Raw genomic sequence first — 20,678 nt, forward strand, 5'->3', positions numbered from 1 at the left:
TGCCCTATTGAACTAAATATAGCATAGGCTATAACGCCACGCGCAACGGCATTTGGATACCGTCATGTACGATACAGAGCGCACGCGTAACGGGATGGCTGAAGTGCTTTCCGGCCAACGTCGCGGCTTTACCAGCCGCCTCCTTTTTGTCGGACCGGCAGTGATCGCCTCAATCGCCTATGTTGATCCGGGCAATTTCGCAACCAACATCCAGGCCGGCGCAGGCTATGGGTACCAGTTACTCTGGGTCGTGCTTCTCGCAAACCTTATCGCCATGCTTTTCCAGGCACTGTCCGCCCGCCTTGGCATCGTGACGGGGAAGAACCTTGCTGAAATGTCCCGGGACCGGTTCCCCGCACCAGTGGTCTGGGTGATGTGGGTGGTCAGCGAAGTGGCGGCCATGGCGACGGATCTGGCCGAGTTTCTCGGTGGTGCGATCGGTCTGGCGCTGCTCTTCGACCTTCCCATATTCTGGGGCATGTCGGTTACGGCCATAGTGACGTATGGCATACTGATATTTGAGAAACATGGTTTCAGGCCGATGGAGCTTATCATCGGCTCGATGGTCGCGATCATTGGCCTTTGTTACCTCATCGAATTGGTGATAGCCCCTGTCGACTGGACAGAGGCCGCTACAGGTCTGATTACGCCGCAGCTTCCGGACGCGGCCGCATTGACCATCGCAGTGGGAATCATTGGCGCTACGGTGATGCCGCACGCCATCTACCTGCATTCGAGCCTCACTCAGTCCCGCGTCCAGATCCGGAACGAGAATGATCGCCGCAAGGTACTGCGTTACTCCAACATTGAGGTTGTGGTTGCCCTCGCCATCGCAGGCATGGTGAATATGGCGATGGTTATCATGGCCGCAAGCGCCTTTCATCAAGGCAACAGCGACGTTGCCGAGATCGAGACTGCCTACCATATGCTGACACCGCTGCTCGGTACGGCAGCCGCTTCCGTGTTTCTCGTTTCCCTGATTACCTCGGGCGTTTCAAGTTCCGTGGTCGGCACCATGGCGGGTCAAACAATCATGCAGGGCTTTCTGCATTTCCATGTCCCGATATGGCTCCGACGCCTCGTGACAATGCTGCCTGCCTTCGTGGTCGTTGCCATGGGCGTCAACCCGACCCAGGCCTTGGTGATGAGCCAGGTCGTTTTGTCGATTGCCCTACCCGTGCCGATGATCGCTTTGATCATTTTCACCTCGCGACGGGATGTGATGGGTAGTTACGCCATGCGGCCGGCCACGAAATGGCTTGCGTTCGTCGGAGCCACGATCGTTCTCGCACTTAATTTTACATTGCTTGCGAGTGTTTTTGGCATCCGCGTTCCGTTTATGGCGATCTAAGAGACCGCATAGAATTCAGTAGGACGAGTCCGTGCGCGGAACGTTCGCGTTAGATACAGTTCAGATGACTATCATCCTCGGTTGAAGCCGAATTTAATTTCCAACCGGAAGTGAGACCCTGGAGGGGACCTAGAGAATGAATTCGCAAATCCACGGGCCGAATGATGGGCATGATCACGGAACGGCGGTGACAGCCGGCAATGAGCGGCGTATTCGGCTCGTCTTCATCTTCACTGCCGGTTACGCCGCTGTGCAGGCAATCGGCGGTTGGCTCTCCGGTTCGCTCGCACTGATCGCGGACTCCGGTCACATGGTGTCGGACGCGGCAGCACTACTTCTTGCGCTGATCGCCTATCGGGTAGCTCGCCGGCCTGCGGACAATAGCCGGACATACGGATTCCACCGCGTGCGCGTCCTTGCCGCGCTGGCAAACGGGGCGAGCCTGCTTCTTCTGGTCGCATGGATCGCGTGGGAAGCTGTTGGCCGGATCAACCAGCCAGTGGAGATTCTGGCGGGTCCCATGCTCATTGTCGCGACTATAGGATTACTGGTCAATCTGGGGGGAGCCTGGATTCTCATGCGCGGCTCCCAGGGTGATAGCAACCTTCGTGGAGCCCTTCTCCATGTCGTCGGCGATCTACTGGGATCGGTCGGAGCCATCGCTGCCGCCATCGGCATTATGCTGACGGGTTGGACGGTGCTTGATCCGATCCTTTCGGTTCTGGTGGCGCTGCTTGTCGTTCGCTCGGCTTGGACGCTTGTGAGCGAATCGATCCGTGTGCTTCTGCAGGCGGTGCCGCGGGGGCTGGATGCCAGCAACGTCGAACTGGAACTGAGCAAATTGCCGCAGGTAGAGGAGGCTGGGCATTTTCACGCGTGGACGCTGACGGATGACACTGTGGTCGCCACGGTTCATGTCACGCCGGCAATGGACGGCGATCCGCTTCAGTTGCCGTCTGTAATCACGGCCTGGCTGAAGGAGCGCTACGCGATCGATCATGTAACCGTTCAGGTCGATCCCCGCGGCGCCCTTCGTCGATCCGGTCCTTTATAAAAATTTCAGGGTTCAGCCGATCGACCCGAAAACCGGAAACTTCTCCAGCAGCCAGAATGCGAACCAGGTCATGTAGCCGCTCACCATGGCAAGGCCCATAACAATCATGATGACGCCTGCGGTCACCTGCAACGCTCGACCAGTTTTACGTAGGCCGGGAAGGAATGCGATCAACCGATCTGTGAAAAGCGCGGCCAGAAAGAAGGGTATTCCCAGCCCGAGGGAGTAGAGAGCCAAGAGCGCTACACCATCCAGTGCCGTTGCCGACACAGCGCTGACTGTCAGTATCGCTCCAAGAATCGGGCCAATGCAAGGCGTCCAGCCGAACGCAAATGCCAGACCAAGCAGATATGCGCCCGTCGGCCCGCCTGTTAACAGGCTACCGTGGTAGCGGACATCCCTTTGCAGCATGGGGAGACGCAGAACTCCGGTGGTGAAAAGGCCGAAGATGATGACAATGACACCACCGATGATGCCCGCTTCGTAACTGTAGGCGCGAAGCGACTGACCAAGGGTTGTGGCTCCCGCTCCGAGTATGACGAACACCGTTGAGAAACCGAGGATGAAACATAGGCTCAGCCAGGCGACAGACAGCTTGTCGCGATCCGGATCGCTGCGTTTATCCTGAGTGGCGGTGCCGGCTATGAAGGACACATAGCCGGGCACCAGCGGAAGCACGCACGGCGACAGGAAGGAAACGGCGCCGGCAGCGATTGCCGCCACCACGCCGATATTTGAGATCTCAAAACCCATACCCGCGTATACAACCTCACCCCGCTGGAGGTTCAATGCCCTGCAACAGCGACATCTTGACCCTCTAGCCGGATGAGCTTCTACGAAACGGTTCCGCCGAAAGGAGAATCGATATCGTAATGATAGCCCGTGTTTATATGGTCGATGCGTGGCGCGGTCTGGCAATCGCGGGCGTCGTGCTGTTCCACTTCGTATGGGATCTGGAATTTACTGGCTTCATCTCGGGCGTCGCATACCATCCGCTCTGGCTAGGCTTCGGGCGTCTTCTGGCCGGAAGCTTCATGATGCTGGTCGGGATCAGCCTAGCCTTGTCCTCTCGCTCACGGTTCCGGCCGAGTGCCTATCTGCTTCGCCTTGCGAAAATTGGCGTCGCAGCCGCGGCCATTACGCTGGTGACATGGTATGTTTTTCCGGCGACGTTCATTTACTTCGGCATCTTGCATGCGATCGCTGTTGCGACGTTAGTTGGTACATTATTCCAGCGTACACCTTGGTGGCTAAGTCTTGCTTCTGGCGTTGGCATGCTGGTGGTTCCTTCCTTATGGCAGTCGGAACTCTTTGACACACGTTGGCTTGCCTGGATTGGATTTGCGCAAAATGCACCGCCGAGCAACGATTTCGTACCGATCTTCCCGTGGGTTGGCATTACCCTCATCGGGATTTCTGGAACAAAAGTGCTGGTCGACAAGGGAAAGGTAGGCGCAGTCGATCGTTTCCTTCCAGCCGGTCAGCTAGCCAATGCGCTGATTTGGATGGGGCAGCACAGCCTGGTGATCTACTTGCTGCACCAGCCGATCATGCTAGCGCTCATTATACCGCTTTCTAGGGCCCTCTAGGTCACGGGTTCTAGTTGAGCACATATTCTCTTACAGCGGCCGGCAGGACTTGATCGGTGCCGACGAGGATGATTAGTCAAGGCGATGCATCCTTTTTCTCATTGTCCTCCATCAGCTCGTACCACATGGCGTTAAGGACGGCGAAGGCGGCGGCGAGCGGCAATCCGAGCAGCCAAGCGAAATACCACATGATGGTTCTCCTTTCTTTTGCTTGCACATAGGGCCGAAAAACGGTTTGCCGCTTTTCGGCCCCATGCGCCTCAATAGGCGTGGCCGGAGCCGTCGCTGATCTGCTTTTCGTCCACCTTGCCCCACAGCACGCGGTAGACCCACGTGGTGTAGAGCGCGATGATCGGCAGGAAGATTCCCGTTGAGACCAGCATGATGAATAGCGTCAGGTGGCTGGACGAGGCGTCCCAGACAGTGAGGCTGGAGCGTGGGTCAATCGAGGAGGGCAGGATGAAGGGGAACATCGCCAGACCGACAGTGGCGATGATTCCGAGCACCGACAGGCCGCTCGACAGAAGCGTCATCACCTCGAGGCGCAGGGCCAGGAATGCGAACGCCAGCAGCGCGCCGCCAAACCCCAGGGCGGGCGCGGCGATCATCCATGGATGGGCGGTGTAATTGGTGAACCAGAAACCGGCGCCCTGCTCGACCGTCTTGTAAAGCGGATTGGACGGGCCGTCAGTGACGATCTCCGAGACGAATCGAAAGCCGTCGATGCCGGTCCAGACCCAGAGGCCGCCGAGCGCGAACAGGATGATGGTTCCCATCGCGGCGATTGTGCCGAAGCGGCGCGCGCGGTCGGCGACCGGGCCGCTGGTCTTGAGCACCAGCCACGACGCGCCGTGCATCATCAGCATGACGACGGAGAGCAAGCCGCACAGCAGCGCGAACGGGTTGAGTAGCTCGAACAGGGTGGTGCCGTCGTAGAAGATGCGCAGGTCCGGCCCGAGCCGGAAGGGCACGCCCTGAAGCACGTTGCCGACGGCGACGCCGAAGATCAACGCCGGCACGATCCCGCCTACGAAGAGCGCCCAATCCCAGCCGTTGCGCCAGCGCTGGCTGTCGCGCTTCGACCGGTACTTGAAGCCGACCGGGCGCAGGATGAGGGCCGCAAGGATGGCGAACATCGCGAGATAGAAGCCGGAAAACGACACGGCATAGAGCGGCGGCCAAGCGGCGAAGATCGCGCCACCGCCGAGGATGAGCCAGACCTGATTGCCTTCCCAGACCGGGCCGACGGCGTTGATGACGACGCGGCGCTCGAGATCGGTGCGGGCCACGAAGGGCAGCAGCGTCTGAGTGCCGAGGTCGAAGCCGTCCATCACAGCAAAGCCGATGATGAGGATGCCCAGCAGCAGCCACCAGATCAGGCGCAGGGTCTCGTAGTCGATGAGTTCATGCAGGATCATGACGGTCACTCCGCGGGTTCGAGCGCGTCGGGCAGGAGCTTCTGCTCCGGCTCGTGGTCTTCTTCGGGGCCTTTGCGGATCGCGGCGAGCATCAGCGTCATCTCGATGATGAACAGCACGGTGTAGATGGCCGCGAAGCCGGCAATGGTGAAAAGCACCGTCGTCGCGCCTAGATCGGAGACGGCGGCGGCGGTTGGCAGAACGCCCTCGATCACCCATGGCTGGCGCCCGACCTCGGCGACGATCCAGCCCGCCTCGGCTGCAATCCACGGCAGCGGGATCGAGAACACAGCGACTTTCAACAGCCACGGATAGCGGTCGAGCTGGTGGCGCGCCGACAGGTAGAAGAAGGTGGCCGTCAGCAGGATGAAGAATATCCCGAGCCCGACCATGATCCGGAAGGACCAGAACAACGTCGGAACATTGGGAACCGTATCCCACGCAGCCTGGGTGATCTGTTCATCCGTCGCCTCGCGCGGGTCATCGAGGTAGGGCCGCAACAGCAGCGCGTAGCCGAGATAGTGGCCGGTATCCTCGAAGCGGTCAGCGACGTCGGCCGGTATGGCCGCGCTGCTGCCGGCCTCGCGGATCGACTGGAGCGCATCAAAGGCCATGATGCCCTGCCGGATCCGCGTCTCGGCCAGTTTGACTAGTTCGTGGATACCGGGAATTTCCGTTGTCAGCGAGCGGGTGCCAATCAGGCCCATGACCCATGGAACCTGGACGGAGTAGTGAGTCTTACGCTCGGCCTGATCGGGCAGGCCGACGATGGTGAACGCGGCCGGGGCCGGCTCGGTGTGCCACATCGCTTCGATGGCCGCGAGCTTCATCTTCTGGTGTTCGGTGGAGAGATATCCGCTTTCGTCGCCCAGCACCACGACCGATAACGACGAGGCCAGTCCGAACGAAGCCGCGACGGTCATCGAGCGCTTCGCGAGCGCGATGTGCCGTCCTTTGAGCAGATACCACGCCGAGACACCTAGTACGAAGATCGAGGCCACCACGTAGCCCGCCGACACGGTGTGAACGAACTTGGCCTGCGCAACGGGGTTGAAAAGAACGGCGTAGAAGTCCTCCACCTCCATGCGCATGGTCTGCGGGTTGAAGACGGAGCCGACCGGGTTCTGCATCCAGCCATTGGCGATGAGAATCCACAGCGCCGAGAAGTTGGAGCCGAGCGCCACGGCCCATGTCGCGGCAAGGTGTCCGAGCTTCGACAGCTTGTCCCATCCGAAGAAGAACAGACCGACAAAGGTGGCTTCGAGGAAGAAGGCCATCAGGCCCTCGATGGCCAGCGGCGCGCCGAATATATCGCCGACATAGTGGCTGTAATAGCTCCAGTTCATGCCGAACTGGAACTCCATCACGATGCCGGTGGCGACACCGAGCACGAAGTTGATACCGAACAGGGTGCCCCAGAACTTTGTCATCTGGCGCCAGATGTCGCGGCCGGTCATGACATAGACCGTTTCCATGATCGCCATCAGGATCGAAAGTCCGATGGTGAGCGGCACGAAGAGAAAGTGGTACAGTGCGGTGAGTGCGAATTGCAGCCGCGACAGGTCGACAATGTTCAGTTCCATGACTGGCTCCGGCAGGTCATTTTCAATCGGGCCTCAATTGGCTAAGTTCTGCATTGAATTCGGTTGTGCCGCGCGCAATGTCGGCCACCATATGGCCGTTGCGCATCACGAGGATGCGATCGGCCAGGTCCGCTTCGCGGCGTATATGAGTTGCGATGAGCACAGTGCGGCCCCTTGCGCAGGCGTGCAGGCGTGCCAGCAGATCACGCGCCGTTTCGCCATCGAGCGCCTCGCTCGGCTCGTCGAGCAGCCATAGCGGGGGATCGAGCAGCAGAAGTCGCGCCAGTGCAAGCCGCCGCGCCTGCCCGGCCGACAGGCCCGCGCCACCTTCGCCGAGCATCGTATCGAGCCCGGTCGAGAGAGACGCGACATGGTCGGCAAGGCCGGCCTGCCTCAGAGCCTCGAGCATCTCTTCATCGGTTGCGCTGGCCCGGGCTATCGCAAGATTGCCGCGCAGCGTGTCACGAAACAGCTCGGTGCGCTGGGTGAGCATGGACAGCGGACAGGCAAGCACGACGCCTTTTACCGGCGTCAATTCGCCGGCAAGCAGGGATAGAAATGATGACTTTCCCGCTCCGCTGGCGCCGACGAGCGCAACCCTTTCGCCGGCACGAATGGTAAGAGTGACGCCTGACAGGACTGGCAGATCGGCGCCGCGATGGCGTATCTCGACATCGTCGAGCCGGATCGCAATGCCAGTCGCCATGGCTGGCTGGTTCTTCTGGACGGCATCGGGCGCCAGCCGGGGGGCCAGCCGTGCCGCGGCCTGCAATGTGCGGCCGAATTCCACCGCGCCGCGGCGCAGCAGGCCGAAAGGCTCCAGACTGGCGAGCACCAGCAGCACCGCGAATGCCGCAACGGCCGCGCCAATGGTGCCAGCTTCGGCGAGGAAGGCAGTTGCGACAAGGACGCCGGAAAGCAGCATGGCCGAGAGCACGCTGAGACCGAAGCCCGCGTCTGCTTCCGCGCGGTTCAGTGCACGGTCAGCGCCACCCAGACGGATGTCAGCGGCCTCGATTGCACGCAGATGCGCGCCGAGGCGGCCCGCCATGGCCAGATCGGCCTGACCGCGTACAAGATCGATGGCGCGTGAGCGCAGCACCTCGAGCGCGTAGGCACGGCGTCGGGACGATGTGACAGCGTGACGAGACACGAGGAAAGGAATCCCCAGACCGCCAGTTATGAGCGCGACACCAACGGCAAGGCCGAGCAGCGGACGTACGAAGGCAAGAGCGACCGCAACGAAAATCGCCGCGATACCGGCGGCCATAACGGGCGCGATCACGCGCAGATAAAGGGAATCGAGTGCGTCAATATCGATTGTCAGGCGAAAGAGCATGCGCGACGGATTGGCTGCCAGACTGCGCGCCGCCCTTGCACCGGCATAGCCACGAAACACGGTCTCCCGCAGCCGCGCCAGAACGCGCAGTGTCGCATCGTGGGTGGTGAGCCGTTCGCCGTAACGGGAGGCGGTGCGGCCGATCGCCAGCAGCCGGATGCCCGCCGACGGCATGAAGACGTCGAAGGCGAGCGCCGTGGCCGATGTCGCCCCGGCAATTGATGTTGCGACGATGAACCAGCCTGACAGGCCGAGCAGTGCTATGCCGGCGAGCGCGGTGGATAGCGACAGAAGCACGCCGTAAACGAGCATGCGTCGATCGCCCCCCCAGAACAGGGCAATGACAGGACGAAGGCTGGAGAGCCGGCTCATGCGGGCACCTGTTCTATCGGTGCGGCGATGGTGGGAAGCAAGACGACACGATCCATGCGCGCGGCGAGCGCGGGGTCGTGCGTTGCCACGACAAGCGTTGTGCCCTGCGCCACGGCGATCAGTCGCTCGGTGAGTTCGTCAGCGGTTTCGCGGTCGAGATGTGCGGTCGGCTCATCGACAAGAATGAGCCCGGGGCGCGGGCCGGCCGCCGCGCGCGCCAGCGCCAGACGCAGGGCTTCGCCGCCGGAGAGGCCCTCGCCATTTTCACCAATGGGGGTAGAGCCACGCCGCGCGGCCACCTCGCCAAGCCGCGCGACTTCCAGCGCCCGGCCGATCTCGGCCTTGCCAAGCTGCGGTCTGCCGAGAGCGATATTGCCGGCAAGCGTGCCGGAAAAGATATGTGGCGGCTGGCCGAGCCATGCGATTTTGCTGCGCAGCCGGGCGGCGTTCTCATGGTTCAAAGCTTCGCCACCGATCCGGATCGTGCCGGCATCAGGCGATGCAAGGCCCGCGACAAGCGCCAGCAGGGTGGATTTTCCGCCGCCGCTGGGCGCCATCACCGCAACGTGTTCGCCGGGACGGATGGACAGGGCGAAATCGGCGAAAATGTCGAGGGTCGATCCGGCATGGCTAAAGGCAAGGCCATCGATTTCGACTGAAAGCGGGCCTGAATATCCGTCGGCCGAGCTTTCGGCATTGCCGACGATTTGCGTGCCGCCGCGCGTGTTGCGCTCAAGAGCTTCCAGTCCGGCTTGCCCGGCGGCGCGGTCGTGCCAGGCCGCCGACAGATCGCGCAGCGGCTCGAAGAAGGCCGGTGCGAGCAGCAGGATGAACAAGCCCTGCGCCAGCGTGAGTTTCTCTCCCCACGCACCGAAATTCAGCTCGCCAAGGAAATGGAAGCCGATATAGACGGCGACCAGCGCCACGCCGAGCGCAGCGAACAGTTCCAGAACCGCCGATGACAGGAACGCGACGCGTAGTACCGCCATGGTGGAGGTTCGCAGGCCTTCGGCATTGGCGCGCAACTGCAGCGCGGTAGCATCCACCGCCTCGAAGGCACGGATGGTAGCAAGCCCGCGCAGCCGGTCGAGCAGAAAGGCATTCATGTCGCCCAGGCGGGCGAGCTGCCTTTCGCTGACCGCCTTTGCCTGCCAGCCGATCAGCGCCATGAAGATCGGGATGACAGGCGCGGCCACCAGCAGCACGAGGGCGGCTACCCATGACAAGGCGAAGACGAAGCCGAAAATGACCAGCGGCACCACGGCGGCGCGGATGCGCAGCGGCTGGAACCTTGCCAGATAGGGCACGATGGCGTCGGCCTGCTCGGTAAGCGTGCTGGCGACGAGGCCGGACGAAGGCCGGGAGGCATCGAGTGGGGAACGGGTTGCAACAGCGGCGGCGGCGCGGGCGCGCAGGGTGGAGAGGTGGGCGCGGGCGGCATCATAGGCGCGGGTGGTGCCTGCGCGCTCAAGCGCTGCGCGCGCAACACCAAGAACTAGGACGCAGAGAGCCGGCAGTATCGCCGCGCGTGCGGAAGCGGCATTGGCCACGTTGCCGATGGCGAAGGCGATGGCCGCTGCCTGCGGAATCCACAGCAGCGACGCCGAGAGCTGGAGGAATGTGGCGAAACGGGGAAGACTGGCCGTCGCCGCGATTGCGTCCGGGTCGTCTCTGTGCAAGGGCGTCTCATCCGCACCAGCGGCGGCGCGTGCGGTTGCCGTGGAGTGCCCGTTCAGGGTTCGCGAACCGCTCATCAATTATCCACCTTTCGGCGGCCGCGTCCTATCGAGATGATCCTGTCGCGCGCATCGAGAAACCGCGTGACCTTCGAGCCCAGCGACAGCAGCGACGCGAGCCGTCCGGTATCGAGTTTCTTGACGTCGTCATACCAGTTGGTGACCTGTTCGATCAGGCCGTGCATCTCTGACAGGCGCGCGCGGGCATAACGCTCGTCGTCATTGACGGGTTCAAGCATCAGAAGATCGCGCAGCACCGACAGGGTCGGATCGACCTCGCGCTTCTTGCGCTCTTCGGCCAGCGTACGGAAAATCTGCCAGACATCCTCGGGTGCGGTGAAGAAATCACGCCGGTCGCCAGGCACGTGGCGGAGAACGACGAGGTTCCACGCCTGAAGCTCGCGCAGGCTCATCGAGACGTTGGATCGCGAGATTCCGAGCGCCTCAACTATGGCATCCGCGCAGAGCGGTTTCGGCGAAACATAAAGCAGGGCGTAAATCTGCCCGACCGTGCGGTTGATGCCCCAGCGGCTGCCCATCTCACCGAAATGAAGGACGAACGACTGGATGGTCGGGGAAAGGTTCATGGCTCTCTACTTCACAACTTTCAGAAATTTCTGAAAATATTGAAGCAGAGTGGCGCGGCGGGATCAATCGCGGGGAGCTGCGCGAGACGGTTTGTCACGGATGCAGCACTCTGCCGAGATTGTAGGAGCCTATCGTCGGGAACCCGCGCACTTGTGCGGTGCGGACGTTTTCAACAATTCATTCTTATCGTAGATTTGACGTCAATTACGTCAGGGAACGACAGGCATGTCCTCATGCCCGTTAGTGATCAGCCGCCAGTTTTCTGATCACTGACGCGGCGTCGGGCCACGCGCCCATGATCAGAGCGGAAGAGCGACTGCGCTGCCATGGCCTCCCTACGAAGTAGAGGCCCTTAACCGGAGACACGCCTTCTGTGTGGAGGAAGCCGGTCTTGGCATCAACCGCGCCTTTGATGTCGACCCAATCTGTTTCATCCCGATAGCCCACCGCCCAGATCACCGTGCGGATCTGAACGACTTTTCCGTCAGAAAACTTCACGACATCTGCTTCAGCCCCTACGAGTCGACTCATGAGCCTGACGCCACGTTTCTGTAACACCTCGTCCCGCAGATTTCTGTCCGGGAAAGCGTCGGTTTTCCTCACCATTCGGCCGCGGAAAGATGTCGCTGGTGCTTCCAATGCGCCAACAAGGTTGAGCCACCACCAGATCGACTTTCCCAGAATATGTTCTGGCAACAGCTTTCTTGGCTTGCCAACGGAGAGAAGGACGGGTTGGCGCTTCCTGGATTCGATCGCAATGTCGCGTCCGCTTGCTCCATCTCCGACTACCAGGACGGGCCCGTCAGGCAACTGATTGCAGTTACGGAATGTTCCTGCTGTCAGCTGCAGCACCTCGTAGCCCAACTCGGCTGAAATTGGAGGAACAATCGGAACCTGAAATGATCCGGTGGCGATTAGTACTTCGGATGCAGCAATGATCTCGCCATTTGAGAGGTTCGCTTCAAAACCATCGGCAGATTTGGCCAGGCGCGATACGTACGATCCCAGTTTGACCGGAAGCTCAAAGTGCCGGGCATAGGCTTCAAGATACTCAGCGAAATCGTCGCGATTGGCATAGCCGTCGCGGTTGCCCGGAATCTGCAATCCCGGCAACGTACTGAACTGGCGTGTGGTGAACAAAGTGAGGCTGTCATATCGGTTACGCCACACGTCGCCAACATGGTTGCTTCCCTCAACGATGATGAAAGGAAGGCCGGCCCTGCGCAGATGGAAGCCTGCGGCAAGACCGGCCTGGCCCGCCCCGATGACGAGGACGTATCGATCCATCAGACCACCACGACGCGCGTCCCGATGGGCGTCAGCTCATAGAGTTCCCGGACGTGATCATTGAGCATACGGATGCATCCGTTCGACACCGCCTTGCCGATCGTCCATGGCTCGTTGGTACCATGTATGCGGTAGTAGGTGTCGCGTCCGTCTCGATAGAGGTAGAGCGCGCGCGCCCCGAGGGGGTTGTTCGGACCACCTGGAACGCCGCCTGCGTGTTTTGCATAGCGTTGCGGGTCTCGCTTGATCATATTTTGCGTGGGGCGCCATGAGGGCCATTTGGCTTTGCGCTCGATAATAGCGCTGCCCTTGAACGCCAACCCGGCTTTACCGACCCCTATTCCATAACGGCGTGCCAGCGTTGGGCTTTCCAGGAGGTACAGAAACCGCTCACGCGGCGCGACGATGATGGTCCCGACAGGCTCCATGAATGTGTGTCTGACTCGTTGCGGAAGGAAACGCGACTCAATTTTGACAGGGCGACCATTTGCGAGCGCGCTGACCGGCGTGAGAGAACCGGCAGCGGCAGCCAGAAGGCCAAAGCCAAACGCCCGACGGTCAATGGTCATGGCCATCATCCTCCTGCGGAGGCGTGACATCCGGCACGAGCTTTTCGACCGTGGCGGTAGCCCGCAACTCACCTGAAATCCGACGCTCTTCGGCAGCCTTGAGAGATTGACGAATTTGTGGTTCGACCAACTCAAAGGCGGGTGGCGGCCTGTCGCGGCTCTCCTCGAGCTTGATGACGTGAAACCCGAATGGAGACCGCACCGGCTCGTTGGTGTAGTCGCCTGTCTTCAGCCTCATGGCCGCCTCATCGACTTCCGGGACTGTCTGCCCCTCGGGGACGAAGCCCAGATCCCCGCCGTTTACTTTCGATACCGCATCGAGGGAGCTCTTGGCGGCAAGGTCGGCGAAGGAGGTACCTTCTCCGAGAGCAGTGATGATCTGCTTCGCCTCGTCTTCAGATGCCACCAGGATATGGCGCAGCCGCCGCTCGGTAACCACCGGTATCGAAGCGACCTGCTGATCGTAGATCTGGCGGATAGCGTCGTCGGTAACGGCTTCAGCGGCCTTCTGCTCCATGAAATTGGCCCGCAGTGTCTGCTGTTCAAAGAACTGCATCTGGCGCTTGTATTCGTCCTGATCTGCGATACCTGCTTTCTTCGCTGCGTCAGAGATGATCCGCATTTCGATAAGTGTATCGACGATAACAGAGAGTTTGGCATCGTCTGGCATGGTCCCGAGTTGGGAACCATACATTTCCTCAGCCACAGCGACGTCTGCACCTGTTATGTCGCTACCGTTCACGCGGGCGACAACGTCTTCCGGCTGTGCGAATGCCGAACTGCATGCTGTGGTCATCAGAAGGGCCAGGGCGATCCGACGCAGGCTTCTTGACGAGTTGGAGAATAAGATTGTCATCTGATGGCGTCCCTACTGGCCCGACGCTGCAAGCAGCGGATCGATGGTGTCGCTGAACTGCGCGACGCTTAGAGCACCCTTGTACATTTTCCCATTGACGAAGAACGTAGGGGTGGAATCGACGCCAAAGCCGCGCCCAGCTTCTGCAACCGCTTGCACCTGCTGCATCAGCTCCTCATTTTGAAGACATGCTTCGAACGCGGCTTCGTCCATGCCGGTCATGCCCATGACAGATTTCATGGCGCCCGTTCCGTCTGAGACGCGGGCCCATGTCTCCTGGGTTCGATAAAGAAGATCGAGGGTTGGATACCACTTTTCGTCGCCCGCGCACCGCGCCAGCATGAAGCCGGCGGTGGAGCGCGGGTCGAACGGGAATTCGCGCATGATGAAGCGCACCTTTCCGGTATCGACATATTTCTCCTTCAGGCCGGGCCAGACGTCGATATGGAATGTTCTGCAATGCGGGCAAGTCAGAGATGCGTATTCGATGATAGTTACAGGTGCATCGTCGGCGCCGAATGTCTTGTCCGGCAGGGCTCCTGGCTCGAGAAGCTCCTGCTCGGTTGACTGTGCAAATGCCAGTGGCGATGCAGCGCAAGCCAGCGCCATGGCTGAAGTGCCGATGAGAAAATTGCGACGTTTCATGGGTGAATCCTTTTGAAAGCCGGAGGCTACAAGCTCTGCCCGCTAGAGGTTCAAGTGATTTTTCATGCTGACGGCTAAGCGGTCGAACTGCCACGGACGATCACCGGCGCTGGCGTCGAAACACGATTATAGAGGTCGATGACGTCCTGGTTGATCAGCCGGACGCATCCGCTCGATACGGCTTTGCCGATGGTCCAGTATTCCGGCGAGCCGTGAATTCGATAAAGAGTGTCCACGCCGTCCTGAAAGATATAAAGCGCACGTGCACCAAGCGGGTTATTAAGCCCTGGATCCATGCCGCCATTGGCTGCGCTGTATTTTTCCAGTTCAGGTTGTCGCGCAATCATTTCCTCAGGAGGTGTCCACCGCGGCCAGCGCCGCTTGTATTGAACGACACCAGCCCCTGACCATGTAAAACCCTGACGCCCCAACCCCACGCCGTAGCGCATCGCCTTCCCATCGGGCAGCACGAGGTAGAGATGGAATGCGGAGGTGTCGACTACAATCGTCCCAGGCCGTTCGCCTGTCGGATCGTTGACGAGCTGACGATAGAAGCGACGTTTCACCTTGCTTAAATCGACAGCAGGGATGGGATAGTCTTCTTCCGGCATCGCGCCGTACATCCGGGCATATCCGACATCTACGGTCGGTTTTTCGGGTTCGGGAGTGGCTGGCGCATCCTGGATTGTCGCACAGCCCGGCAGAACCACAGTTGCGGTCGCGGCCGCAGCCACAGTGAAAAGTTTGCGACGTGATAGCATCACGTCTTGATAATTCGAGCTCAAATCTTCGCTCCTTATAGCTGACAATATCGCCGCGATTTGCGGTCGTACTGAAGGGCGAAATGCGATACATTGCTCGACGGACAAAGACTCGCCCGCCGTCGTATTCACACCCCTTGCGCCTTGCTATCGGGGAGGTCGGAGCAAGCCGGATACGCCGGCTGATTCCAAGCGGAACTGGCCAAAATCGCTGCGTAGTTCAACAGTTGATGGGGCCGAGGGATATGCGGTGTAGACCATCAGTTTGGCGCAATGATCATGACAGGATGACGGGAGGGGTACCGGTGCGGGATTGTTGTCGTCGACCGCAGAGATTTCCGAGCTGTCTCCAGTATCTATGAAGAGATCTGATGAAACCAGGCTGCGACCGTCTGTCGCCGGCGCCGCAATGGACGTGGCAGCGCTCAAATGCAGGGTTAGCAACAGAGCGGCCAGCAATGACAGAAAACCACGCAACATATCCGTCACTCGTTCGGAGAGTGAGGATCCGCGAGCGCTGCGGCGGGCCGGCTGACGGGCACAGAAGAACGGGGTGAGGTTCGCTTAGCCAGCGCATCCTGACCGTTCCGCTCCAGCAGACGGCGAAAGCTTGGATGCATGCCGCCGTCTACATAAGAATGCGCGGACAACGCGCTACCGCTTGAAACCAGCAGGTCCGCCTGCCGTAAGTCAGTCTGTGTGCGGCCGGCTATCGCAGGATGAGACTGGTTGATGGCCGGAGGGCAAGCGGCCAGAGGGCTGCGTGGCTCACCGCCCTCAAAATCTGTATCCACGACATATCGGCCACCGCAATACGAGATCTTGGGTTGGCGACGGGTGACCTCGAAGCTGTCATAGCCGCGCTTCAGGTCGGTCCAGAATTCGAAGTTGGGATCCTCTCGATGCTTGGCCATATTCTGCGGCGTCATGCGGAATGGAAAAGCCTGAACCTGGAAGGATTGTTGACTGCCCTTCAGGGCTTCGCGCGCGACTGCATAAATCTCGGCGACCCCATCATCCGTTAGCGCATAGCACCCCGAGGAGGTGCAGGCGCCATGAACCATCAGGGCGTCGCCTGAATACCCCAATGCCGCTTCGAGCCGGTTCGGGTAACCCAGATTGAACGACAGGTAATATTGGGACGTGGGATTCAGCATTCCCGCATTGACGTGATAAAATCCTTCCGGTGCCTGACGGTCGCCTTCGCGGGTTTTCGGACCGAGCTTTCCCGACCATCGGCACATGGGATACATCTTCAGGAGGGCATATTTTCCGGTACGATCCTGTTTCCATATTTCCAGTTCGCTCTCCTGCTTGAAGATACGAACAAGGATCGGCGATGCGGGAGACATCGACTTTCTTGACATCTCGGCAACCAGCGAGGCGGGAATTGGCTGGGAAGCCTTATTGTCGACATCCAGCACACTCGAGACGCAACCGCTGAGCGACATGACAACAAGGCCGACAGAAATTGCTTTGAGCGCATACAGCATGAAACAGAACCAGACCCGATCCGCCAAGCGACGGAGAACACCATCCGTATTCTGTAGCTATCATAGTTAATGACCCGTTGCGCCTGACAAATCCGCGAGCGACACATCACCGCAGCGGCCCGCCTGTTACTCGCATCGGACGAGGTTTAAAGGGAAAAACTCCGCTTGGGGAGTTTCTTAACAATTTGGAACGGTTAAGATTTTGGAACAACTGAGTAGTGAAGAAACGCAGCGACTCACTCGCCGCCGATCAAAAATGAACATGGTCGTGCTTCTCGGGCTCGTCCTTTTCATCGCCGCTGTGTTCAGCTTCAGCCTGTATCACATACGAGTCGAGACACGTCCTCCTGTAGCGGTGTCGACGCAGGGGTAACATCTGGATCACCCAGCTTTGAATGGTCGGTTCCATTCTCCCGTGAAACAATGGACCGCAGTCTTGGGAGACATGCGGTCCAGTTAATGCTGCTTTATGTATTTTCGTTCTTTGCTGCGGGTGTCGCCGCTTACGGCGCTCTGACACTGGTGTTTGCTCTGGCGTGTCTGGTTCTCGGTCACAATTCCATGGAGATGATATACGGAGATTTCGCCGTTTACTTCTTCACATTTGTCGCAGCTGTGGAAGGCGCCTGGCTGTTGCCGGACGATATAAGGAGTTCCTCGTCGGTGCGCAGGCTCACCCACTGGTTGAGGTTGCGCTGAGACTGGCGCTTGAGGAAGTAGATCTTCGCGTCGCTCCACAGCAGAACTTTCTGTTCAAGATTGTCGAGGATGAAGTCTCCCAGCGAAGTGACGACGGTGAGTACAGCGTGACCGCCGCCTCTGGCATCTCGTGCAGTCGTCAGCAGCAGCGCGCCCAGCGGATAGCCCATTTCGTTCAGTCGCTGGCGTTTGAGAAGGGCGTAGTCTTCACAATCCGCTGCGCTGGTCGGGTATTCCCAGAATTCCTCTACGCCGTAGATTTCCATGTCCGTGAAGGCGGGAATGCTGTTCACTTCAGCATTGATGCGAACGATGTCGCTCCATGCGGGTCGCGTCAGTTCGATCATCGTGCCGCCCGCCCGGCGTGCGCAGCGATCACTGTAACGCTGACAGTAGTCATAGTAGCCGTACGGTACCGAGGTTACCCCAAACGTCGTCATGTTATTGCGACCGGATTGCGTGGGATTGTAATGCGCTGCGCTTGCCAGCGCTGCTGAGCAAAGCATGAGAAAAACAATTGCTGCGCCCCAGATAATCCTCATTGCTCGGCCTCTCCGATTGTTGACGGAGACAACCTATGCGAAAGCGGGAAAAATCAAATAAAATCAATATGATAAATTAGATTCAAATGTCTTGAAAATCTATCTGCGCTTTTTAGCGTTGCATTTACCGACCGATTACGGTCATCGCGCATCACTTGAACGGGGTATCTTGTTCGCCATGACGATGGTGGGTCAGGTCTCCTTTGTCCTGCACAATTTTGGCATTCATCGTGATGGAGCCGCCGCCTTCGAAGCGTAATGTGATTGGAATGGTATTTGGCCGGAGTGGATTGGCGACAAATCCGTCAAGCGCCAGATGAATTCCCGGTTCCACCATCTTCAGCTCGGCATGGCCGGGGATCGTCAGAACGTTGCTTATTCGCTCACGCCGGCCGAAGGTGTTTCTGGAAACCCTAAAGCCGGTGAAGCTGTCGCTTTCGACACTGACAAGATTTTCGGAGGATGTCGTTCCGTTCCATATCGTCAGATACATCGTCGACGACGAAGTATCTGCGGAGGAGATGAGCACCTCTGCATGCTCGATCTGAAGCACTTGCGATGAACTCTCGTGCGATACTTGAATTTCCCGAGCACCGGCGTCAGCTGTAAAACCGGGAACCAAAGCTACGGTCAGGAGGAGGTGGTACAGGTTTGGCTTCATGATTGCCCAATCGGAGGATTGCCCAAGATACAGGTCTGCGTTCACTGACGATGATCACAAATAGTTCAGCGCGTCGGACAATATGCCCTGTTGCAGAGCGGCGGGGAGGACATGAGTCTGGGCTGAGAATGAAAAAGGAGACAATGTTTGCTGACCATTGGAGAGCTGTCAAAGCAGACAGGGGTGAAGGTCCCGACCATAAGGTACTATGAGGAAATGGGCTTGATGAAGCCCGCAGACCGGACGGAGGGTAATCAGCGCCGTTTTGAACCGTCGGACGGGGAACGCCTGGCGTTCATCAAGCATGCACGTGATCTCGGCTTCACTATTGAGGCTATCCGTGAACTCCTCGATCTTAGCGCTCATCCCGAGCGCCCGTGTAAGGATGCCGATCAGATTGCCGTACGCCAACTGAATATGGTTCGTGACAAGATCGACCGACTGGCGCGACTCGAGCACGAACTCGCCCGGATGGTCGGCACGTGTCACGATGGCCATATGAAGGATTGCTATGTCATCAGATCGCTCGCGAACCACGATCTCTGCACAACCGAACACTGACCATCAGGTTTGCGTGTCCGCATCGAAGCTGCAGTAATACGTAACTCGGTCCGTTTCGGCCGCACTCATGGGAACGCCATATAGCGTAATGGCAAGCACCGACCCGTCGCCGCTCTGCCTGATCGATCCCCTTATGATTTCCGCGGGATGTTCGTCGGGTATCAGGTCAAAGGTGGTCTCATCGCCTTTCGTTTGCAGATTGCGAAGCTCGCCCGTGTCGTAGTCGCCTTCGGCCGAAAACGTCGTTTCCATCCTTGTTTGACTCAGGAACATGTAGAACTCCAAATCCGAGCCGAACGGCGCGCGTCCCCAGTACCACGCCTCAGCTTTTTCCACGGAGGGCCGGACACGCACAGTAAGACTGCGGCATTCGTCTGCGCTAGGAGCCGTGGCACCAGGATGGAACAGAAAGACGCCGGTCGGCATGGCATTTGCGGCAATAGTAACTGCAATGGTGGAAGCGGTACCGGCCAGCAGAGACAACAATATTCGCGAGCGCACGAGATTTTTCCTGGCAACCGTTTGATCAAGCGAAACAGGACCCAAATTTAGGGGAGAGAAAGCCGCGCGATAACCGGAAGATGGTTCGATTGAAAGCGCGGTCCGAGATTGAGGCTGACAAGCCCCATATTAGGCGAGATGACAATCCTGTCGATCGGTGTGCCCAGCGCGGGTATGTTGCCGAAGCGGGTGCTAAATCGCGTAGGTGCTGGCCACCACGCGGATTCCGTAGTGCGGTAGCCAGTTTCTGCGAGAAAGTCCTGAAAAAAGAGCGACCAGGGTGGCATATTCCAGTCTCCAGCGATCATGACAGCTGCATCACCATCTTCGTACTGTAGCGCTTGTGTCAGATCGCGAAAATACGCGGCCCGCTCTCGCCACATCGATGGCCTCCGCGGAGTTTGCGCGTGAACAGCATAGAGAACCACCGGCCTGCCTTCGATCAGGAGCTCGAGCCTGAGCGGGTGCCGGCCTCCCGTGTCACGGCTTGCTGGTGAGACAACCTCCTCGCTGACGATCGGAAAGCGGCTGAACACCTTCATGTCGGTATTTGCCCGAAGGTCGCGGTTGCTTTCGTAGCGCCATAATCCGCTGTCGACCAGCGCGTCCTGCCAGACGGGACGCACTTCCTGAAGCACGATGATATCGCTCGAAGCGACTTCCGCGATGGCGAGAAACGGTCGTGGGTTGCGATTGTCCGAGAGGACATTAGCGGAAACAATCGTGAACCGAACGCCGTCGCTTTCGCTGGCCGGGGCGGGCAGGAAGACGAACGGAAAAATAGCAGCAAGACATGAGATCACAGCGCCCACCCGCGTTAGCCGGGATGGCAACAGCAGGCCAGTTGCAAACAGCCCTATTCCCGCAGCGAGAAGGTGTGGCCGAACAAAGTTCGCCATGTCCGCTGCCCACAAATCACGGGCAAGCAGGTGCGAACCGAGCTGGGCTCCAAAATAGATAACCTGCGCCAGAGCGACCAATGGAATGAAGAAGTCGGCCAGACGACGACGGCAAACAGACAAAATGCCCCCACGCTTTCTCTATTAAATCTGCCAATTCACGGACCTGTCGGT

The 20,678-nt window shown here is 59.2% G+C and carries 21 protein-coding genes; 4 read left to right on the top strand and 17 right to left on the bottom strand.

All coding sequences use genetic code 11. The annotated features are described in order from the left end of the window. Nucleotides 1-64: 64 nt before the first annotated feature. Nucleotides 65-1,351 carry an Nramp family divalent metal transporter gene (locus CES86_RS10015; RefSeq protein ID WP_094514290.1) on the top strand — a complete coding sequence of 429 codons (1,287 nt, stop codon included), beginning with the start codon at nt 65-67 and terminating at the stop codon, nt 1,349-1,351. A 136-nt stretch (nt 1,352-1,487) separates the two neighbouring features. Next, nucleotides 1,488-2,405, top strand: a complete 918-nt coding sequence (locus CES86_RS10020) for a cation diffusion facilitator family transporter (protein ID WP_094514292.1) — start codon at nt 1,488-1,490, stop codon at nt 2,403-2,405. 12 nt (nt 2,406-2,417) lie between these two features. On the opposite strand, the gene CES86_RS10025 is transcribed toward CES86_RS10020, so the two are convergent. Further along, nucleotides 2,418-3,158, bottom strand: coding sequence for a cytochrome c biogenesis CcdA family protein (locus CES86_RS10025; RefSeq protein ID WP_094514293.1), 741 nt, complete (start codon nt 3,156-3,158; stop codon nt 2,418-2,420). Nucleotides 3,159-3,277: 119 nt separating this feature from the next. Between CES86_RS10025 and CES86_RS10030 the strand changes: the two genes are divergently transcribed. Next, nucleotides 3,278-3,994, top strand: a complete 717-nt coding sequence (locus CES86_RS10030; protein WP_235819902.1) for a heparan-alpha-glucosaminide N-acetyltransferase — start codon at nt 3,278-3,280, stop codon at nt 3,992-3,994. Nucleotides 3,995-4,070: 76 nt separating this feature from the next. On the opposite strand, the gene cydX is transcribed toward CES86_RS10030, so the two are convergent. The 14 genes from cydX to CES86_RS10100 form a co-directional block, all read right to left on the bottom strand. After that, a complete protein-coding gene (gene cydX, locus CES86_RS10035) occupies nt 4,071-4,184 on the bottom strand; it encodes a cytochrome bd-I oxidase subunit CydX (protein WP_094514295.1) in 114 nt (37 codons plus the stop codon). 70 nt (nt 4,185-4,254) lie between these two features. Next, nucleotides 4,255-5,412: a cytochrome d ubiquinol oxidase subunit II gene (cydB, locus tag CES86_RS10040; RefSeq protein ID WP_094514296.1), complete on the bottom strand. Its 1,158-nt coding sequence runs from the start codon at nt 5,410-5,412 to the stop codon at nt 4,255-4,257. Between the two features lie 5 nt (nt 5,413-5,417). Beyond that, nucleotides 5,418-6,995 carry a cytochrome ubiquinol oxidase subunit I gene (locus tag CES86_RS10045; protein WP_094514297.1) on the bottom strand — a complete coding sequence of 526 codons (1,578 nt, stop codon included), beginning with the start codon at nt 6,993-6,995 and terminating at the stop codon, nt 5,418-5,420. Nucleotides 6,996-7,017: 22 nt separating this feature from the next. Beyond that, nucleotides 7,018-8,706, bottom strand: a complete 1,689-nt coding sequence (cydC, locus tag CES86_RS10050) for a thiol reductant ABC exporter subunit CydC (RefSeq protein WP_094514298.1) — start codon at nt 8,704-8,706, stop codon at nt 7,018-7,020. Beyond that, nucleotides 8,703-10,460, bottom strand: a complete 1,758-nt coding sequence (cydD, locus tag CES86_RS10055; protein WP_094514300.1) for a thiol reductant ABC exporter subunit CydD — start codon at nt 10,458-10,460, stop codon at nt 8,703-8,705. Before cydD ends, cydC begins: the two co-directional genes overlap by 4 nt. Continuing rightward, entirely contained in the window at nt 10,460-11,029 is a 570-nt protein-coding gene (locus CES86_RS10060; RefSeq protein ID WP_094514301.1) for a GbsR/MarR family transcriptional regulator, read from the bottom strand. The genes cydD and CES86_RS10060 overlap by 1 nt, the downstream gene beginning before the upstream one ends. Before the next feature lie 241 nt (nt 11,030-11,270). Beyond that, nucleotides 11,271-12,317: a flavin-containing monooxygenase gene (locus CES86_RS10065; RefSeq protein ID WP_094514302.1), complete on the bottom strand. Its 1,047-nt coding sequence runs from the start codon at nt 12,315-12,317 to the stop codon at nt 11,271-11,273. Further along, nucleotides 12,317-12,892: a L,D-transpeptidase gene (locus CES86_RS10070; RefSeq protein ID WP_094514304.1), complete on the bottom strand. Its 576-nt coding sequence runs from the start codon at nt 12,890-12,892 to the stop codon at nt 12,317-12,319. The genes CES86_RS10065 and CES86_RS10070 overlap by 1 nt, the downstream gene beginning before the upstream one ends. Then, nucleotides 12,876-13,742 (bottom strand): peptidylprolyl isomerase, encoded by an 867-nt coding sequence (locus CES86_RS10075; protein ID WP_094514305.1) that lies wholly within the window; start codon nt 13,740-13,742, stop codon nt 12,876-12,878. The genes CES86_RS10070 and CES86_RS10075 overlap by 17 nt, the downstream gene beginning before the upstream one ends. A gap of 12 nt (nt 13,743-13,754) precedes the next feature. After that, nucleotides 13,755-14,387, bottom strand: a complete 633-nt coding sequence (locus tag CES86_RS10080; protein ID WP_094514306.1) for a DsbA family protein — start codon at nt 14,385-14,387, stop codon at nt 13,755-13,757. 74 nt (nt 14,388-14,461) lie between these two features. After that, entirely contained in the window at nt 14,462-15,148 is a 687-nt protein-coding gene (locus tag CES86_RS10085; protein WP_374828141.1) for a L,D-transpeptidase, read from the bottom strand. A 485-nt stretch (nt 15,149-15,633) separates the two neighbouring features. Continuing rightward, on the bottom strand, nt 15,634-16,641 hold the full coding sequence (locus CES86_RS10090) for a L,D-transpeptidase family protein (protein ID WP_094514308.1): 1,008 nt from the start codon (nt 16,639-16,641) through the stop codon (nt 15,634-15,636). Between the two features lie 590 nt (nt 16,642-17,231). Then, nucleotides 17,232-17,882, bottom strand: a complete 651-nt coding sequence (locus CES86_RS10095; protein ID WP_094514309.1) for a transglutaminase-like cysteine peptidase — start codon at nt 17,880-17,882, stop codon at nt 17,232-17,234. A 151-nt stretch (nt 17,883-18,033) separates the two neighbouring features. Continuing rightward, the gene (locus CES86_RS10100; protein WP_143851076.1) at nt 18,034-18,588 is read right to left on the bottom strand and encodes a copper chaperone PCu(A)C; all 555 of its coding nucleotides are present in this window, start codon (nt 18,586-18,588) and stop codon (nt 18,034-18,036) included. Between the two features lie 102 nt (nt 18,589-18,690). On the opposite strand from CES86_RS10100, the gene CES86_RS10105 reads away from it, so the two are divergent. Beyond that, nucleotides 18,691-19,104, top strand: a complete 414-nt coding sequence (locus CES86_RS10105; protein WP_094514312.1) for a MerR family transcriptional regulator — start codon at nt 18,691-18,693, stop codon at nt 19,102-19,104. A gap of 3 nt (nt 19,105-19,107) precedes the next feature. Here CES86_RS10105 and CES86_RS10110 read toward each other — a convergent pair whose 3' ends face one another. Then, a complete protein-coding gene (locus CES86_RS10110) occupies nt 19,108-19,605 on the bottom strand; it encodes a hypothetical protein (RefSeq protein ID WP_192800269.1) in 498 nt (165 codons plus the stop codon). A 47-nt stretch (nt 19,606-19,652) separates the two neighbouring features. Next, nucleotides 19,653-20,627 (bottom strand): endonuclease/exonuclease/phosphatase family protein, encoded by a 975-nt coding sequence (locus CES86_RS10115; protein WP_235819904.1) that lies wholly within the window; start codon nt 20,625-20,627, stop codon nt 19,653-19,655. Nucleotides 20,628-20,678: the final 51 nt, after the last annotated feature.

The organism is Brucella lupini (assembly GCF_002252535.1).
GTDB classification, from domain to species: domain Bacteria; phylum Pseudomonadota; class Alphaproteobacteria; order Rhizobiales; family Rhizobiaceae; genus Brucella; species Brucella anthropi.

Coding starts and splice junctions, on each gene's coding strand:
- CES86_RS10015 (WP_094514290.1), top strand. CDS start 65: ATGTACGATACAGAGCGCACGCGTAACGGGATGGCTGAAGTGCTTTCC.
- CES86_RS10020 (WP_094514292.1), top strand. CDS start 1,488: ATGAATTCGCAAATCCACGGGCCGAATGATGGGCATGATCACGGAACG.
- CES86_RS10025 (WP_094514293.1), bottom strand. CDS start 3,158: ATGGGTTTTGAGATCTCAAATATCGGCGTGGTGGCGGCAATCGCTGCC.
- CES86_RS10030 (WP_235819902.1), top strand. CDS start 3,278: ATGATAGCCCGTGTTTATATGGTCGATGCGTGGCGCGGTCTGGCAATC.
- cydX (WP_094514295.1), bottom strand. CDS start 4,184: ATGTGGTATTTCGCTTGGCTGCTCGGATTGCCGCTCGCCGCCGCCTTC.
- cydB (WP_094514296.1), bottom strand. CDS start 5,412: ATGATCCTGCATGAACTCATCGACTACGAGACCCTGCGCCTGATCTGG.
- CES86_RS10045 (WP_094514297.1), bottom strand. CDS start 6,995: ATGGAACTGAACATTGTCGACCTGTCGCGGCTGCAATTCGCACTCACC.
- cydC (WP_094514298.1), bottom strand. CDS start 8,706: ATGAGCCGGCTCTCCAGCCTTCGTCCTGTCATTGCCCTGTTCTGGGGG.
- cydD (WP_094514300.1), bottom strand. CDS start 10,460: ATGAGCGGTTCGCGAACCCTGAACGGGCACTCCACGGCAACCGCACGC.
- CES86_RS10060 (WP_094514301.1), bottom strand. CDS start 11,029: ATGAACCTTTCCCCGACCATCCAGTCGTTCGTCCTTCATTTCGGTGAG.
- CES86_RS10065 (WP_094514302.1), bottom strand. CDS start 12,317: ATGGATCGATACGTCCTCGTCATCGGGGCGGGCCAGGCCGGTCTTGCC.
- CES86_RS10070 (WP_094514304.1), bottom strand. CDS start 12,892: ATGGCCATGACCATTGACCGTCGGGCGTTTGGCTTTGGCCTTCTGGCT.
- CES86_RS10075 (WP_094514305.1), bottom strand. CDS start 13,742: ATGACAATCTTATTCTCCAACTCGTCAAGAAGCCTGCGTCGGATCGCC.
- CES86_RS10080 (WP_094514306.1), bottom strand. CDS start 14,387: ATGAAACGTCGCAATTTTCTCATCGGCACTTCAGCCATGGCGCTGGCT.
- CES86_RS10085 (WP_374828141.1), bottom strand. CDS start 15,148: ATGCTATCACGTCGCAAACTTTTCACTGTGGCTGCGGCCGCGACCGCA.
- CES86_RS10090 (WP_094514308.1), bottom strand. CDS start 16,641: ATGCTGTATGCGCTCAAAGCAATTTCTGTCGGCCTTGTTGTCATGTCG.
- CES86_RS10095 (WP_094514309.1), bottom strand. CDS start 17,882: ATGAGGATTATCTGGGGCGCAGCAATTGTTTTTCTCATGCTTTGCTCA.